Raw genomic sequence first — 25,472 nt, 5'->3', positions numbered from 1 at the left:
TCAGTTGGCTTTTTTTGTTATTTTATTGTAATTGATTTAATAATCGACTCCAGTTCAAAAACATACTCACTTTTTCTAAGCGATGGAGCGTACACATAACCGTCTCCTATGAGATAGCGTTTGTTGACCTTATCTTCAATAGCATAAGTGATAAAGGGTCCTCCCATTGTAAAGCCTTCCATCTGCCAAAGTCCTCTTACTTCGTAAGCGGGTTTATTATCAATAATCGTTTCAAACATTGCGGGTGCAAAAGCATCTTGAACCTTCATGTAAATACCATCTTCGCCTGGAATTTGTGTTTTGGTTATTTTATTTCTTACGTTAACTATATCTACAATAGTACTATCACTTTTCGAAATACTGTCGATCGGTACTTCATAAATCATGAGTTCTATGGTCTTGGTGTTACTCAAGTTCTTTCTTATCCAGAAAAAATCTTCGGTAGCCTTGCTTATTCGATATGCTGAAGGAATATTAATCGTAAAACCTAATTGATTTTCCATATCTTCATCCTTAAGTAAAGACAGGTTGATACGTCTTTGCTTCTCTTTTACTTCCTCCTTGTTAAAAGCATCAATAATCTTATCCCTGCTTTCTTTTAACTGTTCAATTATGTCTTTGTTTGTTTTGCCCCCTATTACAGCAACTGTTTGCGGTTTGGCAAAAGCATTGTTGGCAATTTTAGTAGTTGGTTCTAAGTTTCCTTTTTCTATTTTAAGTACAATTCTACTTCGCGTTGCAAAACCGTCAAAAACTTGTGGTGGAATCTGGCGCAACTTAAACATTGGCTCATCGACGGGAAGTCCATTAAGTGGTGCCGCAAACACAGTTCTAATGCTTTCGCCCACACTGCCTTCCCAAAGTTCATTATCAATCACCACCGAAATACTATTTAAATTTCCATTTGAAGCCGGAAGATAGGTCGTTTTGTCGCCATCTTTTTTATTATCGCATGCCATTACAAGCACACAAAACAATAATGCGTATAAGGTTCTCATAAATTTAAGTTTTGTTGGTTTACTACTCAGACACAACAAGTGTCATTCCTACTTTGAGTTTGTTACCACTAATATCGTTCCAATCTTTAAGATTTTGCACAGAAACTCCAGAAAATTTTTGTGCAATACTCCAAAGTGAGTCACCAGATTTTACTTTATAGGTCTTTTTGCCCTTTGTGCTTACCTGCTTTTTCGTGGTTTTGGGTTGAGATGGCATAACAGGATTTCTTGGATAAATGGTTAAGCGTTGACCTATCCTTAAATTGTTACTTCTAAGACCATTCCATCGCTTTATTTGACTGACTCGCACTCCGTAACGTCTCGCTATTTTGCCCAAGTAATCACCACTTCTAACCCGATATCTTATCTGGGTGTCCGTATTGAATAATTGTGGCAATGGTTTTTCGCGTTTATCGAATTCAGCCTTGGCAAAGGCGTAAATTTTATCTTCGTTAGACGTAAAAATCCCTATGGCTTCCCTGGGTAAACGCAGCACATAGGTTTTACCCTCAACTTTAGGGATAATATCTAACTTATAGGAAGGGTTTAAAAATTGAAGTTCTTCAATATTCACTCCAGTAGTTTCAGCAACCTGATCTAAGGTAATCATCTGTTTTACATGTACCGTATCCGTCTGAATATGTTGAAAAGGTGGTCGCTCTGGTTTAAAACCATGCTCCTCTGCATATTCAAAAATATACATCGTTGCTAAAAACGCCGGAACATAACCTGCGGTTTCTCTTGGTAAAAACGGGCGAATATTCCAATAATTTTGATAACCCCCAGAACGTCTAATGGCTTTATTAACATTGCCCGGTCCTGAATTGTACGCGGCAAGAGCCAAGTCCCAATCGCCAAAAATTTTGTAGAGTTTAGACAGATACTTGGCTGCTGCGGTAGTTGATTTTATAGGATCGCTGCGCTCATCTACATAACTACTCACGTCCAGATTGTGCTCCTTACCAGTAATAAACATAAATTGCCATAGTCCTGTGGCTCCTACCCGAGATCTCGCTCTTGGTTTGAGTGCAGACTCTACAATAGATAAATACTTCATCTCCAATGGAATGTTGTAATTATCAAACTCCTGCTCAAACATAGGAAAGTAAAAATGGCTAAGTCCCATTAAACGCTCTAAGGACTTACGCCGGTGTTTTAGGTAACGTTTTATGACGCTTTCCAGAGATGGATTATAGGCAACGTTAAAAGGTGTTTTAGCATTTAAACGTTCTAATCTTGCCTTTAAGGTATCGGTTGGAAGTTCGGGAAAATCAACAGGCTCGTAAGTTAATTCGGTGACCGATTTATAAATCGTATCGAATAGTGAATTGCTATACAGTTCCTCTAACCACTTTTGGTCTAACTCGGCAGCTTCTGGTAAATCTTCTAGGTTTTTAATGCCAAGTGAATCTATTTCAGCAGGAATCACCTTATCATGACCTATCGATTTGCCATCAATCAGAGTATCTTTGACTTTTTTTTGCTTTGTTATTGTGTCTGTTTTGGTTTGTGAAAAACTAAAACTAACCATCACAAGGCTAATGAGTGATATGATAAATTTATAACGCATGAATATCTAAGTAGGTCTATTATGCCTAACGCTTATAACTCTAAAAATAGTATTTTTTTAGACCGTCTTAGTCTAAAATAGCCGCAATACCAGGTAAGGTCTTTCCTTCTAAGCTTTCAAGCATGGCACCACCTCCCGTACTTACGTAACTGACTTTATCTTCAAAACCAAATTGCTTAACTGCAGCTACAGAATCACCACCACCAACAAGAGAAAACGCCCCATCTTTCGTGGCATTGGCAATTGAATCTCCTAAAGCGATGGTTCCTTTGGCAAAACTTTCCATTTCAAAAACACCGAGTGGCCCATTCCAAAGGATGGTTTTCGACTGGTTAACAACCGTATCAAAGATTTTTAATGATTTTGGACCTGCGTCTAGACCTTGCCAACCCTCAGGAATATGTTTAACATCCACAACTTGTGTGTCGGCATCGTTACTAAACCCATCGGCAGCAACGACATCTACCGGCAAATGGATATTTACGCCTTTAGCCTCAGCTTGTTTTAAAATATCCAAAGCCAATTCCATCTTGTCATCTTCGCAGATAGAATCTCCAATGTTTCCGCCTTGTGCTTTAATAAAGGTAAATGTCATTCCTCCTCCAATAATCAAGTCGTCTACCTTGTCTAATATGTTTTCAATAACTGTTATTTTTGAAGATACCTTGGCGCCTCCAAGTACGGCTAAAACTGGCTTTTCGCTGTTATTCAATACCTTATCGATACTCTCAATTTCTTTAGCCAATAAGTGACCGAAACACTTTGTTTGTGGGAAAAATTGCGCTACTATCGTCGTAGAGGCATGTGCCCTGTGCGCTGTTCCAAAGGCATCATTTACATAAATGTCGCCCAGTTTTGCCAATTGCTCGGCAAAATCTTTATCTCCCTTTTTTTCTTCCTGATGAAAGCGTAAATTCTCCAACAATAAAATCTCACCAGATTGTAGGGCATTGGCTTTTTCTTCGGCTTCTGCTCCAATACAATCACTGGCAAATTTTACCTCAACACCCAATATATCCTCGATTTTTGATATAATATGTCTTAATGAAAACTCATCCTGAGCTCCTTTTGGACGTCCTAAATGCGACATTAATACACAACTACCTCCATCTTCCAATACTTTAATAATAGACGGTTTTGCAGATACTATTCTTGTGGCATCGGTAACTTCGAAATTGTCATTTAATGGAACATTAAAATCTACACGGATTAATGCTTTTTTATCTTTAAAATTAAAATCGTTAATGGTCTTCATTATAATTGTTTTTTTGGTCTAAACGGAATCCTGAATCGATTAGCAAAATAAGTGCTTTAAAGTTTTCTGATACAACTTTTTTGAAATTTTTTTTGAGCAATGGTCTCATTAGCAACCCTAGGGGTTTAAGATCTGCAAAAATCTCAATAGTCATTTCTGTTTTTTCGTCTTGTTTTTCCTCCAAAATATAGTAGACACTTAGCTTTTTGGTAAAAGGAATAGCGTCCGTAGACTCACCATAGACCAATTTATTACTTGCTACCTTTTTTGATATGGTGGTCTGTATGACTTCCTGATTTTTGTTGATGATACACCTATGCTTTAATCCAGCGCGGTTGACTTTATTTTTTTCGTATTCCAACTCATCAATACCTTTGACCCAAAGCAATCGATAGTCGAAATTACTAATCACTTCATACAGGTCTAGTATGGGCATATTAAATAGCTCGATAGTGCTGTAAATTTTATGTTTAGGAACATTGTCTGGTATAAGCGACGCTTCTGGAAGTTGAAGTTTAAGAGGTTCTAGATCGATATAACTATAGGTGATTTCACCAAAATCATAGATGGTTGTTATCGTATTTATTTGGTCCTCAGACTCAAAAACAGCTTTAGTGATGAGTGCATATTCCTTAATGTCAATGTCATTTTTTAATAATCTATGTATCTGGATAACGGGGCTCCCATAAGGCTTTTTGGCGTTTCTTACTTTTATGAAATCAATCTCACCAAAGTGTACGATGAATTTTAGTTTTAGATTATAGGCTGAAGAACATGCACCACAATGACAAATGCGCTGGTGTTCGTACAAATTGATATGTTTAGAAAATGCCAAGTACATGGTCTCAATTTGTTGCTCAATCAAGGCCTTGCTTGGAGTATCCACAAGTTTGTACATAAAAAGTGCGTCGCCCTCAATTTCAGCTAGTTGTAATCCAATGGTATTGGCATCTAATAATAGCTCTAAAAGCTCAGAAATTATATGCTGACTATGCGTAATTTCTGTGTGATGAACAAACTCTGTAAATCCCGAAATATCAGGAATAAATAATAGGGCATTTTGTGCCATTTATAAGTGACGTGGTTATTTATTTCTACATAAAAATATAAGGATTTGTGGTGATAACATTGCAAAAGAATGTTAAAAACATGAGTATATTTGCCTTATGTTATTCTCAGAGATTTTAGGTCAGAAACATATCAAAAACCACCTTACCAAAAGTGTTGATTCTGGACGGATTGCACATGCGCAGTTGTTCGTTGGTCCAGAGGGGTCTGGAACTTTACCAATGGCTCTTGCCTATGCACAATATCTGCTTTGCGGTAATAGCAATGGCGAAAATACAGGCGGTAATGACGCTTGCAATATAAAATTTAAAACCCTATCGCATCCAGACTTACATTTTGCTTTTCCGGTAACTACGAGCGATAAGGTTAAGAGTAAGCCTGTTTCTAGCTTTTACTTGGAAGAATGGCGACAACTTATAGAACAACAACCTTATGGCAACCTCTTTGATTGGTATAAGCTTCTTGGAGTGGATAATAAGCAGGGGCAAATCGGTGTGGATGAAGCTCTAGAAATTGTAAAATCCTTATCGCTTAAGTCCTATGAAGGCGGCTATAAGGTAATGCTGATATGGATGGCTGAAAAGATGAATACAGCTGCAGCTAACAAACTTTTAAAGCTTATTGAAGAACCACCTGAAAAAACAATTTTTATTTTAATAGCGGAAGACGAAGAACAGATTATCAGCACTATTCGCTCCCGTTGTCAGATTTTACATTTTCCACCTTTGGCCGAAGAGGCTATTTCTGAGGCATTGGTGAAGAATTATCATATTGAGAAAGCGGTCGCTACTAAAATTGCGCACCAGGCTAACGGCAATTATAATAAGGCCTGTGACCTTATATATCAAGACAGTGAAGACATTCTGTTTGAAAAGTGGTTTGTGCTTTGGGTAAGATCTGCATTTAAGGCCAAAGGCAACAAAAGTGCCATACACGATTTAATTTCTTGGTCTGAAGAGGTTGCCAAAACCGGTCGCGAAACCCAGAAGAAATTTTTAGGCTTTTGTCTCAATTATTTTAGACAGGCCTTACTTTTCAATTATAGCGCCGAGGATTTAGTGTATTTGGAACCGAAATCTGAAAGTTTTAAGCTCGAAAAGTTTGCGCCTTTTGTGCATGATTCTAATATTATTGACATTTCTGACGAGCTCCAAGACGCTATTTATCACATTGAGCGCAATGGCAACTCTAAGATTATTCTTACAGATTTATCGATTAAGTTGACGCGCTTATTACACAAAAAAAGCCAAGCATAAGCTTGGCTTGGATTTATACGTAATTCAAACTTTACTCTTCTGAAGACGCTTCCTTTTCTGAACTATTTTCTTCTTTTGAGTCGTCGCTGCCTTTTTTACCATAGGCATCGTTAATGGCTTTAGTCACAGCTTCAGTTATATCCTTTGTCTCTTCACCATAGATTACACTACCCGCTTGATTCTTGCCAAGAATAAAAGCATAACCGTTCTTTTTTCCATAATCTTCTACAAAAGCATTGACCTTTGAGATAACAGAATCGATTTCTGTATTAAATTCTTGCTGAATGAGTTGTTGCTCGTATTGAAACTGTTGTTGCAGTACCTGTTGCTTTTGCCCTAATTCTTGATATTTTTCCTGCTGCTTCTTCTGAGATAAGTTTTGTGCAGCCATCTGAAAAGCCTGAGCCTCTATTTGAAATGCTTTGCCAATACTGTCCATTCTTTTCTTAAAATCCTCGTCCTTGATCTTGAATTGTTCTTCAATGTCAATTTTCATTTGATAGTCGTTGATAACTTTTCCGTTATCAATGAAGGCAATTTTTTGTTGCTGCTCACAAGATGTATATCCTACTAAAATTATTAATACAATGATTAATTTCTTCATGATTGTTCTTAATTAAATTTTTGCAAATGTATAAAAGTTCAGTTGCGATTTTGTTAAAATTTCAACTATTTATAATATCTATGGTTTTATGTATTAATGATAATGAAAATTTATAAAAAATATGCTCAAATGAAGCGTTTTAAGGGCATTTCTTTTTTTGCACTTGTACTTGCCCACCTTAAGCTCAAATCACCAAGTCACGGCTTTTATATTAGGTATTTGCGTATTTAAGGACGTAAATAAGGGATGAATACTCTTTAGAGCGTTTTGCTTTTAGATTTGAGCGCATGCCGATCCAAAATGCTTTAATGGGGTTCATAAAACCCGATTTGTACTTTTCTGAAAGTAAGCTCACATAATAAGCATCAAAACGCAATGGTAAGACTTTCTGTAGCGCTAGACCTTCTTTAATGAACAGTTCTGAAATCGCTGTTTTAGAAAAATGCCATAAGTGTCTTGGCACATCATATGCAGCCCAAAATTCTTTATAGTGCTCGGCATCATAGCTTTTAAAATTTGGCACGGCAATGACCAAAGTCCCATTAGGTTTCAATACCTGTTTAAACAACTTTATTTGCATTTCTAAATTTGGCAAATGCTCGAGTACGTGCCAAAGGGAAATCACATCAAAACTATGTGCTTCTAAATTTTTTAGATGTTCTATCCCAAAAACGGCATTATCAGTTTTTGAATTTGCAATTTGTCTGGCCTTTTCTTCTGGTTCAATTCCTGTAATGTTCCACTCGTCTTTTAATGCGGTTTCTAAAAAATCACCGGTTCCACATCCAATATCCAACAGAGATTTTTGCTCGGCGTTGAACGCATTAATCAATTTCAATTTTCGTCTTAAAGACATCTTGCGGACCAAATGATAAACACGCTCTAATAGATTTCGTTTGCTGTCCGTATGTGAAATATAGTCTTCGCTCTTATAATAGTCTGAAAGTTTTTCTGCCTTGGGTTGTGGAAATGTTTCTAACATATCCAGGTCTCTATTATATAGTAACTGGAATTCTTCACCAGAAACAGAATGGTCTTTAGCAGTAAGGTATGTAGTTTTTTTGTCTTTCATTAGTAGGCCATTTCGAGAGCCTCAACGACTAGTTTTTGGTGGCTGAGGCTCTCGAAGCCACCAAATGTTCCACGTGGAACATCTGAGTCTTATCTTCCCAAATACACTAATAAAACCGAAATATCATTAGGAGATACGCCACTGATTCGAGATGCTTGTGATATCGTGACCGGCTGAATTTCCGTCAACTTTTGCCTTGCCTCCATGCTCATAGATTTCAATTTGGAATAATCGAAATTCAATGGAATCTTTACATTTTCGAGACGATTTAATTTGTCAGCATTGTTCTTTTCCTTTTCGATGTAGCCGGCATATTTCACCTGTATTTCCGTTTGCTCTATCACCTCCGTATCCAAAGCATTATCCAAAATATACTGGTCCACGGCCCCTACTTTTCGCATATCATCTATAGTGATATTTGGTCTTGCGTACAGCTTAAACATTTTGTCCTGCTGCTTCACTTTAGCGGAATTCTTAGACTCTAAAATCGGATTAATTTCTTCTGGTTTTACACTTGTATCCTTAAAAAACTGCACAAATGCATCAGACTTAGACTGCTTTTGTTCCATACGTCTTAGGCGTTTTTCAGACGCCAAGCCCAAGTCAAATCCTTTCGGGGTCAATCTAAAATCGGCATTATCCTGACGTAGCAAAGTTCTGTATTCCGCTCTTGAAGTAAACATGCGATACGGCTCTTCAGTACCTTTGGTGATCAAATCATCAATCAAAACACCTATGTAGGCCTCATCTCTTTTTAATGTAAACGGTGCTTTTTCCTGAACTTTAAGGCTCGCATTAATACCTGCCATTAATCCTTGAGAAGCCGCTTCCTCATAGCCGGTGGTTCCATTAATTTGCCCCGCAAAGAATAAGCCATCCACTAACTTGGTTTCTAACGTGTGCTTTAATTGTGTGGGCGGAAAATAATCGTATTCAATAGCATAACCTGGTCTAAAGAACTTAACATTCTCAAACCCTTTTACGGACCGCAGTGCGTTGTACTGAACGTCTTCTGGTAATGAGGTCGAAAAACCATTCACATATACCTCAACGGTATTCCAGCCTTCTGGCTCCACAAATAATTGATGCCTCTCTTTGTCTGCAAAGCGATTGATCTTATCTTCAATCGATGGGCAATATCTAGGCCCTACGCTTTTTATCCTACCATTAAACATCGGAGAACGATCAAAGCCCTCGCGAAGTAAATCGTGAACCTCTGGACTTGTGTACGTCATATGACAAGACCGCTGTTCCTTCAAGGGTTGGGTAATATCTAAATAGGAAAACTTTTCCGGGTTGTCATCTCCAGGCTGTTCAATCATAACAGTATAATCTAAGGATCGTCCATCTACCCTCGGTGGTGTACCTGTTTTCATCCTCCCCGAATCAAATCCAATTGCTATAAGCTCCTCTGTAATTCCTGTTGCGGCTCTTTCACCAGCTCTTCCTCCACCAAAATTTTTATCCCCTATATGAATAAGCCCATTCAAAAAAGTGCCATTGGTCAGAACAACGGTTTTCGCCTTGACCTCAATTCCCAAAGATGTTTTTACACCAATCACCTTATCCCTTTCAATAAGCAGCCCTGAAACCATTTCCTGATAAAAATCAAGATTAGGCGTATTCTCCAAAAGCAATCTCCAATCCTCAGCAAAACGCATTCTGTCAGATTGCACCCTTGGGCTCCACATCGCCGGTCCCTTAGATTTATTCAGCATTTTAAACTGAATGGAAGACGTGTCAGACACAATACCACTATAGCCGCCCAAGGCATCAATCTCCCTAACAATTTGTCCTTTTGCAATGCCGCCCATGGCAGGGTTACAAGACATCTGCGCAATGTTTTGGAGGTTCATTGTAATCAATAAGGTCTTACTTCCCATATTGGCAGCCGCAGCCGCAGCCTCACTTCCAGCATGGCCAGCACCAACAACAATAACATCATAAACCTCGTTAAACATATCTTTCGCTAGGTCACTTCGAAAGCCCAATGACCAATTCAAATTTTGGTGGCAAATGCTCTCGACACCACCATGTAGTGTTCCACGTGGAACACTATTATCATTTCAAATTTTCAGTTTGCAAATATACGCCGAAATAGCTTCAATCGCTAACGCTTGTTTAAGTAGTAGTCCTCCTTACGCCTCATCAGTTTAGCATCCTCTTGCGACTTGTCCTTGTAGCCACAGTAATGTAAAATGCCATGAATCATAACTCTTGCCAATTCGTCTTGAAAAGAGGTCCCAAATTCAGTTGTGTTTTCCTTGACACGATCAACTGAAATATAAATATCACCATGTAGTTCTTTTCCTACCGAGTAGTCAAAGCTAATGATGTCCGTCAAGGTGTCGTGATTTAAGAATTCAAGATTGATTTTATGAAGATAGTCGTCCGAACAGAAGATATAATTAATCTCACCCTCCCGACAATGCTCTTCCGTAATCGTATTAGAAATCCATAATGAAATTAGATCAGGTCCTTCTAATTCAAAATCGGTTTCGTAATGGAAATTAATCATTCGTCTTTTTAAAATACTCTTGAATCTTCTTCTTATAATGATTCTGCAAAGGTAAGGCTTGACGATTTAAAATTTCCGTGGTATTGAAATATTGCTTAACCGTAGGTATTTGACTGGGATTAGCAATATCAAAATCCTTCTCGTTCGTTTCTGACTCTCGCTTAGTATCCTGTCCTTGCATAAAGGTGGCATTCTCCAGCTTTAACAACTGATGCTGTAAATCCATCATCTTTTGCAAGGTCTGATTGGTAAACCCATAATTCAATAAATCGAGCTCTATATCCTCCATTTGCTTAATCAACTGACCTGCTGATTCTATTTTCCCCTCTTTTACCATGCGATCTTCTAAAGCCTGTCGTAGTTGTTGTTGACGTTGATAAATTTTATATAGCTCGGCATTTTGCTCCTCATTTCCGCCTTCTCCATAACCATCCTTACTATCTTCGTTACCCTCTGCACCGTTCCTTACATCCTTTCCATCCTTTCCATTCTTTCCGTTCTTTCCGTCTTTGCTACTGTTATCCGTTCCATTTTCATTGCCTTCACCTTCTTGTCCATCTTGTCCTCCATTACCCTGTTGATTGCCATTTTCACCATTCTGTCCTTCCTGTCCTTCCTGACCTTGCTGTCCCTGTTCGCCCTGTTGTTGGCCCTCACCTTCCTGTCCCTCATTGCCTTCTTGGCCTTCTTGACCTTCTTCGCCAGGTTGTTTCCCTTCTTCACCTTCCTTCCCTTCCTGGCCCTCTTGACTCTTCTTAACCCCTTCTTCCATTTGCTTATTGAGTTCCTCTTGACTCATAATAATATCAGGCAATTGTGGACCACTTTCACCGCTTCCAGACCCCGGCGTAGCATTCATGGACATTTCCATATTATCCAACACATCGCTTAAAAAGCTTGCCAATTCATTAGTGGCAGTTATAGCATATTGCTGAGATGATACCCCTTGATAAATTCTATTTTCCGTAAGTTGCCCTAAAGCTTTGTCTATATTAAAGTAGACTTCCGTTATCTGAGAATTAACACGTTCTGAAATCTTAGGTTGTCTCAAGGATAACGCAAAGAGGCTATCGTCTATATGTTCAAAATGCTCTCTGAGGTTACTTTGTTCTATGATATACTTGCCGTATTTATTATTATCGATATCGATGCGTTCAAAGGTATTCATAAGTGCTTCCTGATCGAAGGAATACAACAATAGGTTCTCTAATATCTGCCGCAACATATCCACATCTTCTTGCATTTGGCTACCGCCTCCGCCACCTCCGCCAAGCATAGACATCATCTTCTCACTCATTTCTTTCATCTTCTTGGCCGCCTTCTTTTGTTTTTCTTGCGCTTTTTGCTGCTGCTCTTGAGCTCCTTGGGCGTTCTTTTCCTCTTCGCTTTGTTCCTTCTTTTCCAAGGCCTCTGTGGCCTCTTTTTGATCGTACTTGACGCCGTCTTCCAAAAACTCATCAACTGGTACGTTCATAGGTTTCTGAAGACGCCTGTCTTCTTGTTTTAACTCTTCAATATCCTTTTGAAGCTTTTCAAACGCTTTATTGAGTTCTTCCTGCTTACTTTTTGTGTTCTCTTTATCTTTATTAGAGAGTTCTTCTTGTTTTTTGGATAGGTCATCAAGCTGATTAGAGATTTTTTCAGCTTTTTTCATTACATAAAAACGTTTTGTCAGCTCCAAGAGCTGTTTCATGCTACGTTTTTTATTTTTGTTTTGCTTGGCTAGTTCATCCAGCTTTTGAGTAAACTCTTCTTTATTGATTTTGTCCTTTAATTCCTCGAGCTCTTCCAATAGTTTTTCATCTTTCTTCAGCTGCTCTTCATTCTCCTTGAGACGCTCTTTTAGATCTTCTTTAAATTGATCTTCTTTCTTCTCGTCTTGAAATTCTTCCAAATTATCCTGAAGCTTCTTATTGAAGTTCTTCATCAATTGCTCCTGTTGCTTTTGACGCTTCAAAAAATCTTCAAATTTCTTTTTATCATTAAAATTGAGTTCAGGTTTTTCTTTTTGCGTTTTAGAAAACTCTTCGAGCTTCTTATCCTGTTCTTGTAACTTTTCGAAGGTCTTACCTATATCCTTAATCGTCTCGTTCTGCTCCTGCAATTGTTTTTGCTCTTCTTCTTCATTGGTCAATTTTCGGTAATTAAACACACTACTTTTTGTGCGCTTATAATTATGCAATGCATCATTGTCAAAAACCTCAAAATACAACTGGTAACTCACCCCTTCATCGAGATTAAACTGATTGGGAAAGGCACTGACAAACTCACTAAAGTTCGATTTTGAAATGGCTATTGGTGCCACTACCTTCTTTGTTTCGTCTTCTGCTGGATAATAAACCAAGTTCAATCGTGTTAATCCGAAATCATCACTAGCCTGTCCATAAAAATACAAGCTCTGTTGATCGAGTGTGTCTTTTTGAACCTTAATTTCCAACTCTGGACTTAAATCCTTGACAACACTGATGCTATAAGACAGATTTTCATAATCCTTAAGATGGTCATTACTCGTAGAAATGCTGTAATTATAATTGCTATAAAGTCGTTTAGTCGCTTCAAAATTCCCTCCTTCACTTTGTGTAAAATTCAAAGTGTCCGTCGCATAAATATGAACTTCGTTTGTTGATTTTGTCTCTGCTCTCCAAGTAACTTTTGTGCCTTCAGGAATTACAGCTGATCCTGTGCTTCGCAATACTTCATCTTGCTTTTTGGTGTAAGACGGGTAATCCAAAACCATTTCAAAATTTACTAAATTAGGTGTATTAAGTACTTGCAACTCATAAGTTTTTGAGCTGACATCATTAGCCGACAGTGAAAACTCAATGCGCTCCCTAGGTAAATTAAAGGTATATTGAAATTCTCCTGGTGCTATCTGCTGAAGGTAATAGGACTGCCCATTAAATTGAATCTGGGCACTCTCCGGAATTACATCGCCAGCAGTGGACACCTTCAGCTTAAAATCCTTACCTTCAATGGCTTGTAGCGACTCATTAAGCACAAAAAATTGAAACGGTGCTGGAGGTTCATAAGCTGTTTTATAATTTACCACACGTTCGTAACTGTCACTAAACCAATTGATTTTGCCAGTGATAAATGACAATGCTATTATAACAACAGGAATCGCCGCATATTTTAGATACTTCGTATTAGACTTGAAGTTAATCGCTGATTTAAACGGGATAGGTTTTAATTCTTTTGACTTCTGCTCTATACTTGCCAATAGTAAATCGGACTGTGCCGAGTTTTCTTTGAGCTGCAACACATTAAGCAACTTATCATTAACCTCAGGAAAATGATTACCTATTAATCGAGAGGCGGTTTCGTAATTAATGCCTTGGCGCAAGTTGAATAAATGTGCCAAAGGAATAGCTATAAACTTTATAAACAAACCCAGCTCAACAGCAATAAAGGTCCAAAACAAAACTGTTCTAGCTGTTGGGTTAAGCCATAGCATGTATTCTACAAACAAGGTCACTATAAAATATAGTAGCCCTGTTGCAAAAAACAAGATGGCTCCTTTTAGCAGTTCATTGGTATAAAATTTCCTAATGAACTCTTGAAGCTTGTGTTTTATGGTCTCAAAATTGCTCAAAATGACAGCGTTGTACTATTCTAACTGACTAATCTACAATTTTATTTTAATTGTCATTTCCTTAATTTTGGTAAGATTCTGTTAATTTAGAGGAATGGTGCGTTAAAGTCGTCATTTTTATAGTACATCGTTTAACGACAAGAACCCTCAAAAAACATTAAATAGATTCCTGCCTACACTTCGACAAGCTCAGTGTGACACGCAGGAACGACAAAAACATGAAAGATTTAAAATATTTAGCCGCTTTTTCAATTCCTATAATGGCATTTCTCGGGTTGTACCTTAAGGGCTATTGGGTTTGGGCTACGCCTATATTTGCTTTTGTATGTATTCCTATTTTGGAGCTGATTTTTCCTGTGGATACTAGAAATCTTGAGCCCGAAGAAGCTGATAGCAAATTAAAGCGTAAAGTCTTTGATTGGTTGTTGTACCTTAACTTACCGATTGTCTTTGGCTTAGTTGTCTACGCTTTATTTATCGTTACAAATGAAAGTTTAGCGACATATGAGTTTGTGGGGCTGATCTTTTCGATTGGGATTGTGCTCGGAGTAAATGGCATAAATGTAGGCCACGAATTGGGGCACCGACAAACCACGAACGAACGCTTTATAGGTAAGGCTTTGCTTTTACCTTCATTCTACATGCATTTTTATATAGAACATAATTATGGGCATCATCTACATGCCGCCACACCAGAAGATCCTGCTACAGCACGCTATAATCAATCGGTGTATTCATTTTGGTTCACTTCAACAATTCGGCAATACCTGAACGCTTGGCGTATCCAAAAGAAATTATTGAAAAATAGCAACCAATCGTTCTTCTCAATTAAAAACGACATGCTATGGTATACGATATTCCAAACTGGATATTTGATATCAATTGGGTTATTGTTTGGAACAAACGCATTACGCTTTGCTTTTTTTGCCGGTATCGTCGGTTTTATACTTCTAGAAACCGTGAATTATATTGAGCATTATGGTTTATTGCGACTAAAGACCAAATCTGGCCGTTACGAGCGTGTTAAAGAAATGCATTCTTGGAATTCTAATCATGTCATTGGACGCATCGTCTTATACGAGCTAACCCGCCATAGCGACCATCACTACAAGTCTTCTAAAAAGTATCAAATCTTGGATTGTCATGACGAAAGTCCACAAATGCCTTTTGGTTACCCCACTTCCATGGTTTTGGCTATGGTGCCACCAATTTGGTTTAAGATTATGAATAAGCGTGTGCCTAGGGAAATGATTCTTTCTTAGTTGCCAGTTTAAGTTTTCAGTTTACAAAAACTTCTAACTTCGTACTTCTTACTTCAATCCTATAATTCTATCTTTGCGCTAGATTCTGAAACAAGTTCGGAATGACAAATCACTTGAATTACAGAAATGTCTAAAAACGTACGTGTGCGCTTTGCGCCTAGTCCAACAGGGCCTTTGCATATTGGTGGAGTAAGAACCGCATTATTCAACTATTTATTTGCCAAAAAATATGGTGGTGATTTTGTGTTAAGAATTGAAGACACAGACCAAAACCGCTATGTCGAAGGTGCTGAAGACTATATTGTCGCCGCCTTAAACTGGTGCGGCATTCCTTTTGATGAAGGGCCAGGAACAAATGAAACGTTTGGTCCTTACAGACAAAGCGAACGTAAGCATTTATACAAACAGTATGCGGACCAATTGATTAGCGAAGGTAAAGCCTATTACGCCTTTGATACGCCCGAGCAATTAGACGCTCATAGAAAAGACCACGAAGCTAAAGGCAAAACCTTTATCTACAATTGGCACAATCGTGAGAAGGGTCGCTTAGTGAATTCGTTAGTGCTTTCAGGAGAAGACACCAAAACTAAACTTGATGCTGGTGAGCCTTATGTGGTTCGCTTTAAATCACCTCAGGATGAGACTTTGCATTTAAAAGACATCATTCGTGGTGATATCTCTATAGATACCAACGTGTTAGACGATAAGGTCCTATTTAAAAGTGATGGTATGCCGACTTATCACCTGGCTAATATTGTGGATGATCATTTGATGGAAATTACACATGTTATCCGTGGTGAAGAATGGTTGCCATCTTTAGCTTTACATCAATTACTATATGATGCCTTTGGTTGGGAAACGCCGCAATTTGCACATTTGCCATTAATCCTTAAACCCACTGGAAAAGGGAAGTTAAGCAAGCGTGATGGTGATAAACTAGGGTTTCCTGTATTTCCAATGGCTTGGACAGACCCAAAAACAAATGAAACCTCTAGAGGCTATAAGGAAGATGGGTATTTCCCTGAAGCTGTTGTAAATTTCTTGGCCTTTCTAGGCTGGAATCCTGGCACGGAGCAAGAAATATTTAGTGTGGAAGAGCTCGTCAACGCTTTTGATTTAGAACGCGTCAATAAAGCTGGTGCACGTTTTGATCCCGATAAAACACAATGGTTCAACCACCACTACATGCAGCAGCAATTGGACTTGGACTTGGCAGAACAATTCAAATCTAGTCGAGCTGAACTGACTGATATTGATGTTAACTATATCGCTTTGGTTGTTGGATTGGTTAAAGAACGTGCCACCTTTATCCATGAGTTTTGGAACTTGAGTCATTTCTTCTTTGTTGCCCCCGAAACTTACGACGACAAAGCCTCTAAAAAAGCGCTAAAAGAAGGTACGATTGAGTTGATGCAGAAAGTCATTGACATCGTTTCTGTTACTCGAGAGTTTACCGTTCAGAATCTTCAGTCCAAGTTAAAAGGTTGGATTACCGAAAACAATATTGGCTTTGGAAAAGTGATGATGCCTTTGCGCTTGGCCTTAGTTGGTGCGCTTCAAGGACCTGATGTTTTTGAAATTATGTTTTTAATTGGTAAAAACGAAACTGTAAGACGTATCGATGCCCTAGTGAAAACCATGTAACCTGTTATGACAAGGAATTGGACAAGAAGGACTTGGTCATCTTATGAAATTAGCAGATTCCTACATCACGCTTTTAGCACGATTCGTAATGACACTAAATTCAAAAGGTGATTAAAGCCGCAAAGGTTAGCATACTCTGATTACCTTTAAAATTTTCTCTGGAAAGGTCTTTATCATTGAGCTTGTTTAATATATTGGTAAAACCATAGATATATTGGGCTCGGAATTTTATAAATTGAAAGCCTAACGTTGCTCCAATGGCGCCATTGACGTTAAATTGGGAAATATCTTCCAACTCCTGGGCTGCAAAGATATCTTCGTTAACTCTCAAAAACAGGTTGTCTGGATTATCGTCTTGTAACTCCAATTTGCCATTGTATTGTAGCATGGGACCAAAATCGATGGTTAATAAGTTTCTAATCACCTTGGCATGTAGTAACATTGATAATTGTGCAGCAAACAGCTTGTACTCGAGTTGTTTTTCCGTAAACGCAACCCCATCATCGGATAACCCCCCATCAATTTCAATCGTGTTTTCAGACAGTTGCATTCCAAAACTTATGTTATACCACTTGTGCGGTATATCGGCAGTGGTTGAGGCATTAATTAGCCAACCGCTGCCAGCAGTAGTGTTTAGATTATCGCTTATGATATCGTATTGGGTTATCCCTCCCCCTAGAGCAAAGCCATTCTTAATGGTATAACGTTTGTGCTGAGCATAGCTAAATGTAACGAAGAGCATACAAAAAGCTACTAATGGTAGGTAATTGGGTTTTTTCATGAGATTTAAGAGCTAATTACGGCAAACCTAAGTAAAATAATTTAATAATACTTACATTTAGTATTTCGTATTCACTAACCTTTTAAAAAACTTGTTATGGGTCAATTTGTTTTAATTCCGATTATATTTTTTGGTTTAATTGTTTTTATTTCCTTGTTCTTTATTGTAAAACAGCAAACGGCTGCGGTCATAGAACGTTTCGGTAGATATCAAAGTATTCGACATTCTGGTCTGCAAATAAAGATTCCTTTAGTTGATAGAATCGCTGGTCGTCTCAGCTTAAAAATTCAGCAGCTGGATGTGCTCATAGAAACTAAGACTTTAGACGATGTATTCGTAAAACTAAAAGTTTCTGTACAATATAAAGTGATTCGCGATAAAGTCTATGATGCTTTTTATAAGTTAGAATATCCGCATGATCAAATCACTTCATTTGTATTTGACGTGGTGCGTGCCGAAGTCCCTAAAATGAAATTGGACGATGTCTTTGTGAAGAAAGATGATATTGCCATTGCTGTTAAGCGCGAACTACAGGAGTACATGTTAGAATATGGTTACGACATCATTAAAACCTTAGTTACGGATATTGATCCTGATGCACAGGTTAAAGCAGCAATGAACCGCATTAATGCCTCCGAGCGCGAAAAGATTGCCGCTCAGTTTGAAGGTGATGCGGCTCGAATCCTTATCGTTGAAAAAGCTAAAGCTGAAGCCGAAAGTAAGCGTTTACAAGGTCAGGGTATTGCTGATCAACGTCGCGAAATTGCTCGTGGTTTGGAAGAGTCGGTTGAAGTTTTAAACAAAGTAGGCATTAACTCGCAAGAAGCTTCTGCGCTTATCGTTGTAACTCAGCATTATGATACTTTACAGTCTATAGGTCAAGAGACTAATAGCAACTTAATATTGTTGCCTAACTCCCCACAGGCCGGTAGTAATATGCTCAACGACATGGTGGCGAGTTTTACGGCTAGCAACCAGATTGGTGAAGCCATGAAAAAAGCCAAAAAAGACAGTGAGAGTTAATAAAAAGTACAGTATAAAAAAGCCTTGAAATTCAAGGCTTTTTTGTTATTTCCAACCACATAAAATGGCTCCCATAATGGCTAAGGTCACCACCCAATAGCCAACGTTAACAAGAATATATTTCCACCCCTTTCTTTCAAAAAGTGCATTTATTCCCAATACTGGCAACACAAAAAATAGGGCGCCTATGGCTCCGTGAAGTGCTCCATGTCGAAAATTACGGTGGGCATTTCCAAATTCGGCCATAAATGCCTTATACGTTTCGGCCTCCATATCTGGATATACCATTTGGGAAGCTGCAATCTGATGAATCACCATTCCGTTTACAGTCATAGCTAACAAAATCGATAGCACTAGTGTTATCCCAAATATAACGGCTATGTTTCCACCTTTCATCTTTTCTTCAGTCATACCGGAAGCTTTCATCCAGGCGGTACCTAATACTTTTGGATTATACCAAATAGCTCCGACGATTAAGGGTACAATTGCAGCCACGACGATGGCCAAAATATTCATTTCCATAATATTGCATGATTTATAGTTAGTATGATTTAAAAGTACAAAAAAACCTCTAAGTGTTTGTTAGAGGTTTATAGACTGTATTAAAATGCAATGAATAGTCCCTAAATTTTCTTCTTTTTTAAGCTTGATTTTGGCTCTTTTCTTATCTTCTCTTCTGAAGGCTGACTAAATGGAAAGGACAAACCTGTACTCGCAAAGGTAGTTCCGAAATTAATATGGGCATTATAAACCTGACTTACCGCATCTTTAACTTGGTGCTCCGATAATTCTTTTAAAGGATGAATAAAAACCGACCACAAGATACCATCAGTCACCGCATATTTTACATCCAGAGCGGTGTGAAAATTGGCAATCATGGCTGCTTTAATTAAATCGTCCGTCAATGCATTAGAATCCATTATAGGTGATATAATACGCATTCTGTTATGGATACTATCCGTTATAGAAATCAGTTGTACCTCCTTAACATAAAATTGCCAGGCTCCTGACCTGCCTTGTATAGAGTCGCTAATAGAGGTGTAAATGTTATCGAGCTTTTCATTGGTCATGTTTTGTGAAAACACGAATACCGAGCTTAGGGTAATTAATAGGATGAGTAATGACTTCATATGTGTTTTGTCGTAAAAGTTTTCAAAACACAACAATTAAATGCCTAAGATAAAAGAGACTGCGCTTCGGCAACCAATAATTCGTTCTTATCCTCTGACGCTTTTGTAATAAACGCATTGATCGCTTCATTGCGTTCCAAGCCATTTTTAAGCAGTTCTTTTAACGAAATCATTACGGCAATACGTGTGCCTGCTTTTTTTACAGCAGTACCAAATAAAGGCTCTAATTCTTCATAAGACACCTCATTGGCAAGCGTTTGAATTTCGGTTTTAGCCTTAGCTTGTTTCTCTACGGGTAAATTCGTGTACTTTTTACCTAATTGTTGAATAACACTTATAGCTGATCGTTTTTGTTGTGGTTGCTTCGGTTTGTTCTGGTTATTATTTTGAGGCTTGGATGCACTTTGACTACCCTTAGTATGCGTTTGTTTGGTCCAACTATCGCGTAAACCAACCGTTTTATTAAATACCAATTGGTCAGGCCTAGAATCTTCATCAACCACAAAGTAGCCCAAGCGCTGAAACTGAAACCTGTCACCTGCATTAACATCTGCTAAACTAGGTTCCAAATGGCCTGTCTTGATAGTTAATGAATTTGGGTTTAGGAATTCAATAAAGTCTTTATCCTTATCACTGTCAGGAGCCTCATGCATAAATAGGCGATCGTATTCTCTTACCTCAGCAGTCATGGCATGTTTTATGGATACCCAATGTAATGTCCCTTTTACTTTCTTGGATGTATCTGTATCATAGGTACAATGAATTTCTAGGATTTCACCGTGATCATTCTTAACCACACTATTGGCCTTAATGATATAGGCATTCTTTAACCGTACTTCACCACCTAATTTCAACCTAAAGAACTTATTTCCTGCTTCCTCCTTAAAGTCTTCTTTTTCAATATAAATGTCTCTGGAAAAGGGTACTTTTCTAAAACCAGCCTCTACATCTTCTTGGTTGTTTTCGGCTTCAAGCCATTCTTCTTTTCCTTCAGGATAATTGGTAATCACCACTTTGACAGGGTCTAAAATCGCCATGACGCGATTGGCTGTTTTATTCAAGTCTTCCCGAATACAAAACTCTAGCAAGGATACGTCAATAACATTTTCGCGCTTAGCCACACCTACTTTTTCAATAAACTGTCGAATAGAATTTGGGGTGTAGCCTCTGCGACGTAAACCCGAAATAGTTGGCATACGCGGATCGTCCCAACCATTCACTACGCCATCATTGACCAAACGCAACAGTTTACGCTTGCTCATTATGGTATAGCTTAAGTTAAGACGTGCAAATTCACGTTGTTTAGGAGGTAATGGCAGCCGATCTTTATCATACTCATAAACATGGTCCCTAAACCAATTATATAGTTTTCTATGTGGCTTAAATTCTAATGAGCATAGCGAGTGGGAAATCTGTTCAATATAATCGCTCTCACCATGTGTCCAATCGTACATGGGATATATGCACCACTCATCACCTGTTCTGTGATGATGCGCATAAAGTATGCGATACATAATAGGGTCGCGCATCAGCATATTGGGGTCCTCCATATCGATTTTAGCACGCAATACATGTGTCCCAGCAGGGAACTCCCCTGCTTTCATACGTTGAAATAAATCCAAGTTCTCTTCTATGCTCCTGTCTCTAAATGGGCTGTTGGTTCCAGGTTGCGTCGGTGTCCCTTTTTGCTCTGCCATTGTCTCAGACGATTGGCTATCAACATAAGCTTTACCGTCCTTAATCAACCGTACGGCCCAATCATACAATTTGTCAAAATAATCCGAAGAATACAACTCATTCGCCCATTTGTAGCCAAGCCATGCGATATCCCGTTTTATAGCATCTACATACTCCTGTTCTTCTTTTGCAGGATTGGTATCGTCAAATCTTAGGTTGACCGGAGCATTGTATTTTTCACCCAATCCAAAGCTAATACCTATAGCTTTCGTATGACCAATGTGCAAGTAGCCGTTAGGCTCCGGAGGAAAGCGAAAACGCAATTTCTCCTTGGACAATCCATTGGCTAAATCCTCTTCAATAATGTGCTCTATAAAATTGAGTGGTTTTGTTTCTTCTGACATATTGATTTTTAAATAAATACAGAACTATTTAATATGGCTAAATAATTTAAAATCTAAACCTTTGAAATCGGATTGTATGCTTTCAATTTCTGCTCTGATACCATCATAAGTGAATTTCAGCCCTTTAAAAATGGTCATATCAAGTTTGAAATACAATTCAGTGCTATTTTCTTCTTGAACATCATTCATCAAAAGTTTAGTGTTCGTTTTTCCTTTTTCGAAGACAAAAATACCTTTTTTATGATTTGAAACTGTTTTTAGTCTGCATACTTCTGATGCAGCATTTACAGATGCCATTCCTATATTACAATAACGGTGTCCAACATGGAGGTGTTTTTTCATATTGCTACATGCCCCTATTTTGGTCATTATTGCTTCTGCTCTTGTAAAATCTTCATTCTTTATCAATTCAAGAGACATTCCTGATTTATAAGTGATTTTAAAAGCCGTTTCATAAAGTTCAACTTGAATATTTGAACATAAATTATCATAATATTCATCGAGCGCATGACATAAGGACTCAAAAATAACAGCGTTTAATGTTTGCTCTTTAAAGCATCTCTCAAAGTACATTTGTGGACGCATTCTAACATGTTGCATCCCATCAAGTGCTTGAATGTTATCTTCGGTATAGCCTTTTTCATCAGCCATTTATACTTGTTTTTTTAATTCTTTTTGAATTAGTAAAATTACACAAATTGTAACATTAATGCACTATGCAACACCTATAGAATACCATTAATCAAAACTAAAAAATTATGAATTACAGATGTCCAAAATGCAGCAATACCACCTATGAAATTAGCGAAATGAGAGCTACAGGCGGCACGCTCTCTAAAATATTCGATGTACAAAACAAGAAGTTTACTTCCGTGACCTGTAAACAGTGCACTTATACCGAATTCTTTAAGGCCAAAACTAGTGCTATCAGCAATATATTTGATTTCTTCACGAATTAACACTTCGACTTCGCTCAGTGACCACTCTTTGCACAGGCAAGTGAATTTCTTTCAGAAATTCGCTCGAAGTGACATCTCTAGTATTATTTTTGCGATATGGGAATCATTAAAGTTGAAAATATTCGGATGTATGCACATCATGGGTGTTTAAAGGAAGAAACCATTATTGGTAGTGACTATAGGGTTGATGTCATTGTAGAAGCCGACCTTACAACTTCAGCTCAAACCGATGCATTAAGCGATACTGTGGATTATGTGTTTTTAAACAAGGTTGTAAGAGAAGAAATGGCTGTACCTTCAAAACTACTGGAAACAGTGGCCCAACGTATTCTCGATAGAATTTTTAGTGAAGATCGCTTGGTTAAAGAAGCCTCGGTTTCCGTAAGCAAAATTAATCCACCAATTGGTGGTGACGTTGAAATGGTAACTATTGAACTTTCTGAACAACGAAAAAACTAAGCCTATATAGGGTAAAACGTATATAATTTATATATTTGCCCTCTCAATAAGGTGTCGTGGCCGAGTGGCTAGGCAGTGGTCTGCAACACCATCTACAGCGGTTCGAATCCGCTCGACACCTCGGAAAAACCTTCAACCTAAGTTGAGGGTTTTTTAATTTAAAGTTTTAATTAATCACAAAGCAGATTATAATCTTCTACTAGTTCTATAAGGTCTTTTAGTTTATATAGCTCATCTTCTAAGTACCCAACTATTTTCTCACAATCAGCAAAATATTTTTTTGCCACACGTCTAAATATTGCATTGGTGGGAACATTGTTAATATGAGTGGCTATATCTTCTGTATCTCTTTTAAAATAATAGTCTATATCATCATAATAAATAGTCCTATCGAATTCCGAACCGAAAGGTGAACGTTCAGTATATGTTGTTAAAACTGTTCTTGCAAATAAGCTCACCCTACCATATATTATTTCTTCCATTAAAATAAATCTATTCTTACTCACTGGGACATATTTAAAATGAACTGTTGTAAAATCTTCATCGCCAAATATTACTTCATAAACGGTGTCATGACCCAACTTTCTAACTTTAGATTTTCTGTTTTTCTTGAATTTGAATTTTGAACTTCCTATGGTTATAATACCGCTTAAATGCTTTGGGAACTTCACCAATCCCCTAAATGATTCTCCTGTTTTCAATATCACTTTTGCCGGTGTCCATTCAAATTGAGCACTTGAACTCCATAAGCAAAGCAGGGTAAGTATTACGGCTATTTTTTTAAACATTTAACGTATTGGATTCACCTTATCAATCTGCTCCTTGCCTTTTTCATACAATTCGGGGAAAAGCCCTTGAGACAAAAGTAAAATACCAAAGCCCAGAATTACCAAGGCAACGATTTTCTTGGTTTTAAAAATGCGTCTTGGCGTTAATTTACTCTTTAAACGTTTGGCCGCGGCTATCTTAAAAAGATCACATAAAAAGTAGGACATCAACATAGTCACAATAAAAACGAAAACACCGTTTTCGGAGGTTGTAATAGACGTGCCAATGACAATGAATCCCAACCAGCCTAAAAGTACACCGATGTTTATAAAATTCAGTAAAAAGCCCTTTACAAAAAGCTTCCCATAATCTTTCTTTGGTAATTCTATTTTATGATGCTCCCTAACAATAGAGCGGAATGATTTAGAGATTTTAATAAATGAAATGATACCATAAACAATGAGTAAAACACCACCAAAAACCAATAATTTAGGATCATCCTTTATTTTATCGAGTAGGGTGTCCGTACTCATAAAAATGAGAGCAATAAAGACAATGTCAGCCAGAATCACACCTAAGTCAAACACTAAGGCACTGGTAAAGCCTTTTGTGGCACTAGTTTCCAATAGCACAAAGAAGACAGGACCAATGGTAAAGGCTAAAATAATTCCGAAGGGAATAGCTGTTAAGATGTCATCTAACATGTAAACTTGCGGTTTACACAAAAGTAACAAACTGAAAGGAAATTACATACGTTTTATTCTACCTCCTAAGACACGATTTTCGTCTACAACTTTAGGGTCACCATAAATGAATACATCGCCACCAGCTTTTATTCTGACCTCGACTTTTTCTGAAGCATTTACATAAGCCTCACCTCCCGCATTGATACTTACTTCTGTTTTCTCTGTTTGAAGTTCTTCACCATTAAAAACCCCACCTGTATAGATAGAGATATCTTGGTTTTTAGAGCTTCCAGAAACATTAATAATGCCACCTGTTACTGCTCTAAAATTAGCATAGCTCGTTTTTAATTCTGCTGTGATTGCACCTCCTTCTTGGGTTTTGAAATCAATTTCGAATTGTTCTATGGGATCCTCAACCTTTACATTGGCACCTTCATTGGCATCTATAACCTCCACAGACGTATAATGAAGTATAATAACAGTATCATTGCCATCATAACTTTCTTCTAGCTTCATCCTAATTTTAAGCTTTCCGTTTTTATTGATGACCTGAACGTCTTTACGGTTTTTTCCAGAGATGATGACCTTGTTCTCATCAGATTTCTTCATTTTTACGTTGATTAAATCAAAAACTTTCAAGGTCTTAAATTCTCCAACCGTCTTTTCAATAGTTTGTTGAGCACTAATGTTAATACTCAATAGTATAACAAGTAAAAAAAGTATGTTTTTCATGGACTAATTATGTT

23 protein-coding genes and 1 tRNA gene are annotated in these 25,472 nt (G+C 37.8%); 7 read left to right on the top strand and 17 right to left on the bottom strand.

Annotation, left to right across the window (positions count from 1 at the left end; genetic code table 11):
* Nucleotides 1-17: 17 nt before the first annotated feature.
* The 4 genes from ACO052_RS03650 to ACO052_RS03635 all read right to left on the bottom strand — a co-directional run bounded on the left by ACO052_RS03650 (nucleotide 18) and on the right by ACO052_RS03635 (nucleotide 4,892).
* Complete coding sequence (locus ACO052_RS03650) at nucleotides 18-998, bottom strand: DUF4837 family protein (RefSeq protein ID WP_422106660.1); 981 nt, start codon at nucleotides 996-998, stop codon at nucleotides 18-20.
* Between the two features lie 22 nt (nucleotides 999-1,020).
* Complete coding sequence (locus tag ACO052_RS03645) at nucleotides 1,021-2,568, bottom strand: LysM peptidoglycan-binding domain-containing protein (protein WP_422106659.1); 1,548 nt, start codon at nucleotides 2,566-2,568, stop codon at nucleotides 1,021-1,023.
* A gap of 67 nt (nucleotides 2,569-2,635) precedes the next feature.
* A complete protein-coding gene (locus ACO052_RS03640) occupies nucleotides 2,636-3,823 on the bottom strand; it encodes a phosphoglycerate kinase (RefSeq protein WP_422106658.1) in 1,188 nt (395 codons plus the stop codon).
* The gene (locus ACO052_RS03635; RefSeq protein ID WP_422106657.1) at nucleotides 3,810-4,892 is read right to left on the bottom strand and encodes a DUF2652 domain-containing protein; all 1,083 of its coding nucleotides are present in this window, start codon (nucleotides 4,890-4,892) and stop codon (nucleotides 3,810-3,812) included. Before ACO052_RS03635 ends, ACO052_RS03640 begins: the two co-directional genes overlap by 14 nt.
* Before the next feature lie 97 nt (nucleotides 4,893-4,989).
* On the opposite strand from ACO052_RS03635, the gene ACO052_RS03630 reads away from it, so the two are divergent.
* Nucleotides 4,990-6,147 carry an ATP-binding protein gene (locus tag ACO052_RS03630; RefSeq protein ID WP_422106656.1) on the top strand — a complete coding sequence of 386 codons (1,158 nt, stop codon included), beginning with the start codon at nucleotides 4,990-4,992 and terminating at the stop codon, nucleotides 6,145-6,147.
* A 31-nt stretch (nucleotides 6,148-6,178) separates the two neighbouring features.
* On the opposite strand, the gene ACO052_RS03625 is transcribed toward ACO052_RS03630, so the two are convergent.
* From ACO052_RS03625 to ACO052_RS03605, 5 genes are all read right to left on the bottom strand, one after another.
* Nucleotides 6,179-6,751, bottom strand: coding sequence for an OmpH family outer membrane protein (locus tag ACO052_RS03625; protein ID WP_422106655.1), 573 nt, complete (start codon nucleotides 6,749-6,751; stop codon nucleotides 6,179-6,181).
* A 211-nt stretch (nucleotides 6,752-6,962) separates the two neighbouring features.
* The gene (locus ACO052_RS03620; RefSeq protein ID WP_422106654.1) at nucleotides 6,963-7,823 is read right to left on the bottom strand and encodes a class I SAM-dependent methyltransferase; all 861 of its coding nucleotides are present in this window, start codon (nucleotides 7,821-7,823) and stop codon (nucleotides 6,963-6,965) included.
* 89 nt (nucleotides 7,824-7,912) lie between these two features.
* A complete protein-coding gene (gene mnmG, locus ACO052_RS03615) occupies nucleotides 7,913-9,784 on the bottom strand; it encodes a tRNA uridine-5-carboxymethylaminomethyl(34) synthesis enzyme MnmG (protein ID WP_422108036.1) in 1,872 nt (623 codons plus the stop codon).
* A 149-nt stretch (nucleotides 9,785-9,933) separates the two neighbouring features.
* Nucleotides 9,934-10,341: an rRNA maturation RNase YbeY gene (ybeY, locus tag ACO052_RS03610; RefSeq protein ID WP_422106653.1), complete on the bottom strand. Its 408-nt coding sequence runs from the start codon at nucleotides 10,339-10,341 to the stop codon at nucleotides 9,934-9,936.
* On the bottom strand, nucleotides 10,334-13,933 hold the full coding sequence (locus ACO052_RS03605) for a DUF4175 family protein (RefSeq protein ID WP_422106652.1): 3,600 nt from the start codon (nucleotides 13,931-13,933) through the stop codon (nucleotides 10,334-10,336). Before ACO052_RS03605 ends, ybeY begins: the two co-directional genes overlap by 8 nt.
* A 218-nt stretch (nucleotides 13,934-14,151) precedes the next feature.
* Here ACO052_RS03605 and ACO052_RS03600 point away from each other — a divergent pair, with 218 nt between their 5' ends.
* Nucleotides 14,152-15,195 carry an alkane 1-monooxygenase gene (locus tag ACO052_RS03600; RefSeq protein ID WP_422106651.1) on the top strand — a complete coding sequence of 348 codons (1,044 nt, stop codon included), beginning with the start codon at nucleotides 14,152-14,154 and terminating at the stop codon, nucleotides 15,193-15,195.
* A gap of 126 nt (nucleotides 15,196-15,321) precedes the next feature.
* A complete protein-coding gene (gene gltX / locus ACO052_RS03595; protein WP_422106650.1) occupies nucleotides 15,322-16,839 on the top strand; it encodes a glutamate--tRNA ligase in 1,518 nt (505 codons plus the stop codon).
* A 100-nt stretch (nucleotides 16,840-16,939) separates the two neighbouring features.
* On the opposite strand, the gene ACO052_RS03590 is transcribed toward gltX, so the two are convergent.
* On the bottom strand, nucleotides 16,940-17,620 hold the full coding sequence (locus ACO052_RS03590; protein ID WP_422106649.1) for a hypothetical protein: 681 nt from the start codon (nucleotides 17,618-17,620) through the stop codon (nucleotides 16,940-16,942).
* A gap of 96 nt (nucleotides 17,621-17,716) precedes the next feature.
* Between ACO052_RS03590 and ACO052_RS03585 the strand changes: the two genes are divergently transcribed.
* Nucleotides 17,717-18,643 (top strand): SPFH domain-containing protein, encoded by a 927-nt coding sequence (locus ACO052_RS03585; RefSeq protein ID WP_422106648.1) that lies wholly within the window; start codon nucleotides 17,717-17,719, stop codon nucleotides 18,641-18,643.
* A 45-nt stretch (nucleotides 18,644-18,688) separates the two neighbouring features.
* On the opposite strand, the gene ACO052_RS03580 is transcribed toward ACO052_RS03585, so the two are convergent.
* From ACO052_RS03580 to ACO052_RS03565, 4 genes are all read right to left on the bottom strand, one after another.
* The gene (locus tag ACO052_RS03580) at nucleotides 18,689-19,165 is read right to left on the bottom strand and encodes a DUF1761 domain-containing protein (RefSeq protein ID WP_422106647.1); all 477 of its coding nucleotides are present in this window, start codon (nucleotides 19,163-19,165) and stop codon (nucleotides 18,689-18,691) included.
* Between the two features lie 101 nt (nucleotides 19,166-19,266).
* The gene (locus ACO052_RS03575; RefSeq protein WP_422106646.1) at nucleotides 19,267-19,773 is read right to left on the bottom strand and encodes a hypothetical protein; all 507 of its coding nucleotides are present in this window, start codon (nucleotides 19,771-19,773) and stop codon (nucleotides 19,267-19,269) included.
* 44 nt (nucleotides 19,774-19,817) lie between these two features.
* Nucleotides 19,818-21,854 carry a glutamine--tRNA ligase/YqeY domain fusion protein gene (locus ACO052_RS03570; RefSeq protein ID WP_422106645.1) on the bottom strand — a complete coding sequence of 679 codons (2,037 nt, stop codon included), beginning with the start codon at nucleotides 21,852-21,854 and terminating at the stop codon, nucleotides 19,818-19,820.
* A gap of 24 nt (nucleotides 21,855-21,878) precedes the next feature.
* On the bottom strand, nucleotides 21,879-22,505 hold the full coding sequence (locus ACO052_RS03565; protein WP_422106644.1) for a hypothetical protein: 627 nt from the start codon (nucleotides 22,503-22,505) through the stop codon (nucleotides 21,879-21,881).
* Between the two features lie 107 nt (nucleotides 22,506-22,612).
* On the opposite strand from ACO052_RS03565, the gene ACO052_RS03560 reads away from it, so the two are divergent.
* The 3 genes from ACO052_RS03560 to ACO052_RS03550 all read left to right on the top strand — a co-directional run bounded on the left by ACO052_RS03560 (nucleotide 22,613) and on the right by ACO052_RS03550 (nucleotide 23,393).
* On the top strand, nucleotides 22,613-22,813 hold the full coding sequence (locus ACO052_RS03560; protein WP_422106643.1) for a zinc ribbon domain-containing protein: 201 nt from the start codon (nucleotides 22,613-22,615) through the stop codon (nucleotides 22,811-22,813).
* 96 nt (nucleotides 22,814-22,909) lie between these two features.
* Nucleotides 22,910-23,272 (top strand): dihydroneopterin aldolase, encoded by a 363-nt coding sequence (gene folB, locus ACO052_RS03555; protein ID WP_422106642.1) that lies wholly within the window; start codon nucleotides 22,910-22,912, stop codon nucleotides 23,270-23,272.
* A gap of 50 nt (nucleotides 23,273-23,322) precedes the next feature.
* Nucleotides 23,323-23,393 (top strand) — tRNA-Cys (locus tag ACO052_RS03550).
* A gap of 49 nt (nucleotides 23,394-23,442) precedes the next feature.
* On the opposite strand, the gene ACO052_RS03545 is transcribed toward ACO052_RS03550, so the two are convergent.
* The 3 genes from ACO052_RS03545 to ACO052_RS03535 are packed head-to-tail and all read right to left on the bottom strand — an operon-like array spanning nucleotide 23,443 to nucleotide 25,458.
* Complete coding sequence (locus tag ACO052_RS03545) at nucleotides 23,443-24,060, bottom strand: hypothetical protein (protein WP_422106641.1); 618 nt, start codon at nucleotides 24,058-24,060, stop codon at nucleotides 23,443-23,445.
* On the bottom strand, nucleotides 24,061-24,744 hold the full coding sequence (locus ACO052_RS03540; RefSeq protein ID WP_422106640.1) for a LysE family translocator: 684 nt from the start codon (nucleotides 24,742-24,744) through the stop codon (nucleotides 24,061-24,063). It abuts the gene before it with no gap.
* A 42-nt stretch (nucleotides 24,745-24,786) separates the two neighbouring features.
* A complete protein-coding gene (locus ACO052_RS03535; RefSeq protein ID WP_422106639.1) occupies nucleotides 24,787-25,458 on the bottom strand; it encodes a head GIN domain-containing protein in 672 nt (223 codons plus the stop codon).
* Nucleotides 25,459-25,472 lie beyond the last annotated feature (14 nt).

The sequence above is a fragment of the Winogradskyella sp. genome, from assembly GCF_965228925.1.
In the GTDB taxonomy this organism is placed as follows: domain Bacteria; phylum Bacteroidota; class Bacteroidia; order Flavobacteriales; family Flavobacteriaceae; genus Winogradskyella.
This window is presented reverse-complemented; position numbering and strand designations above follow the sequence as displayed.

Bases quoted from the DNA above. Each gene is read 5' to 3' on its own strand.
- ACO052_RS03620 (WP_422106654.1), bottom strand. From the start codon at position 7,823: ATGAAAGACAAAAAAACTACATACCTTACTGCTAAAGACCATTCTGTT.
- ACO052_RS03535 (WP_422106639.1), bottom strand. From the start codon at position 25,458: ATGAAAAACATACTTTTTTTACTTGTTATACTATTGAGTATTAACATT.
- ACO052_RS03625 (WP_422106655.1), bottom strand. From the start codon at position 6,751: ATGAAGAAATTAATCATTGTATTAATAATTTTAGTAGGATATACATCT.
- ACO052_RS03560 (WP_422106643.1), top strand. From the start codon at position 22,613: ATGAATTACAGATGTCCAAAATGCAGCAATACCACCTATGAAATTAGC.
- gltX (WP_422106650.1), top strand. From the start codon at position 15,322: ATGTCTAAAAACGTACGTGTGCGCTTTGCGCCTAGTCCAACAGGGCCT.
- ACO052_RS03570 (WP_422106645.1), bottom strand. From the start codon at position 21,854: ATGTCAGAAGAAACAAAACCACTCAATTTTATAGAGCACATTATTGAA.
- ybeY (WP_422106653.1), bottom strand. From the start codon at position 10,341: ATGATTAATTTCCATTACGAAACCGATTTTGAATTAGAAGGACCTGAT.
- ACO052_RS03590 (WP_422106649.1), bottom strand. From the start codon at position 17,620: ATGAAAAAACCCAATTACCTACCATTAGTAGCTTTTTGTATGCTCTTC.
- ACO052_RS03540 (WP_422106640.1), bottom strand. From the start codon at position 24,744: ATGTTAGATGACATCTTAACAGCTATTCCCTTCGGAATTATTTTAGCC.
- ACO052_RS03585 (WP_422106648.1), top strand. From the start codon at position 17,717: ATGGGTCAATTTGTTTTAATTCCGATTATATTTTTTGGTTTAATTGTT.
- ACO052_RS03645 (WP_422106659.1), bottom strand. From the start codon at position 2,568: ATGCGTTATAAATTTATCATATCACTCATTAGCCTTGTGATGGTTAGT.
- ACO052_RS03545 (WP_422106641.1), bottom strand. From the start codon at position 24,060: ATGTTTAAAAAAATAGCCGTAATACTTACCCTGCTTTGCTTATGGAGT.
- ACO052_RS03640 (WP_422106658.1), bottom strand. From the start codon at position 3,823: ATGAAGACCATTAACGATTTTAATTTTAAAGATAAAAAAGCATTAATC.
- ACO052_RS03630 (WP_422106656.1), top strand. From the start codon at position 4,990: ATGTTATTCTCAGAGATTTTAGGTCAGAAACATATCAAAAACCACCTT.
- ACO052_RS03635 (WP_422106657.1), bottom strand. From the start codon at position 4,892: ATGGCACAAAATGCCCTATTATTTATTCCTGATATTTCGGGATTTACA.
- ACO052_RS03580 (WP_422106647.1), bottom strand. From the start codon at position 19,165: ATGGAAATGAATATTTTGGCCATCGTCGTGGCTGCAATTGTACCCTTA.
- ACO052_RS03650 (WP_422106660.1), bottom strand. From the start codon at position 998: ATGAGAACCTTATACGCATTATTGTTTTGTGTGCTTGTAATGGCATGC.
- mnmG (WP_422108036.1), bottom strand. From the start codon at position 9,784: ATGTTTAACGAGGTTTATGATGTTATTGTTGTTGGTGCTGGCCATGCT.
- ACO052_RS03600 (WP_422106651.1), top strand. From the start codon at position 14,152: ATGAAAGATTTAAAATATTTAGCCGCTTTTTCAATTCCTATAATGGCA.
- ACO052_RS03565 (WP_422106644.1), bottom strand. From the start codon at position 22,505: ATGGCTGATGAAAAAGGCTATACCGAAGATAACATTCAAGCACTTGAT.
- ACO052_RS03575 (WP_422106646.1), bottom strand. From the start codon at position 19,773: ATGAAGTCATTACTCATCCTATTAATTACCCTAAGCTCGGTATTCGTG.
- folB (WP_422106642.1), top strand. From the start codon at position 22,910: ATGGGAATCATTAAAGTTGAAAATATTCGGATGTATGCACATCATGGG.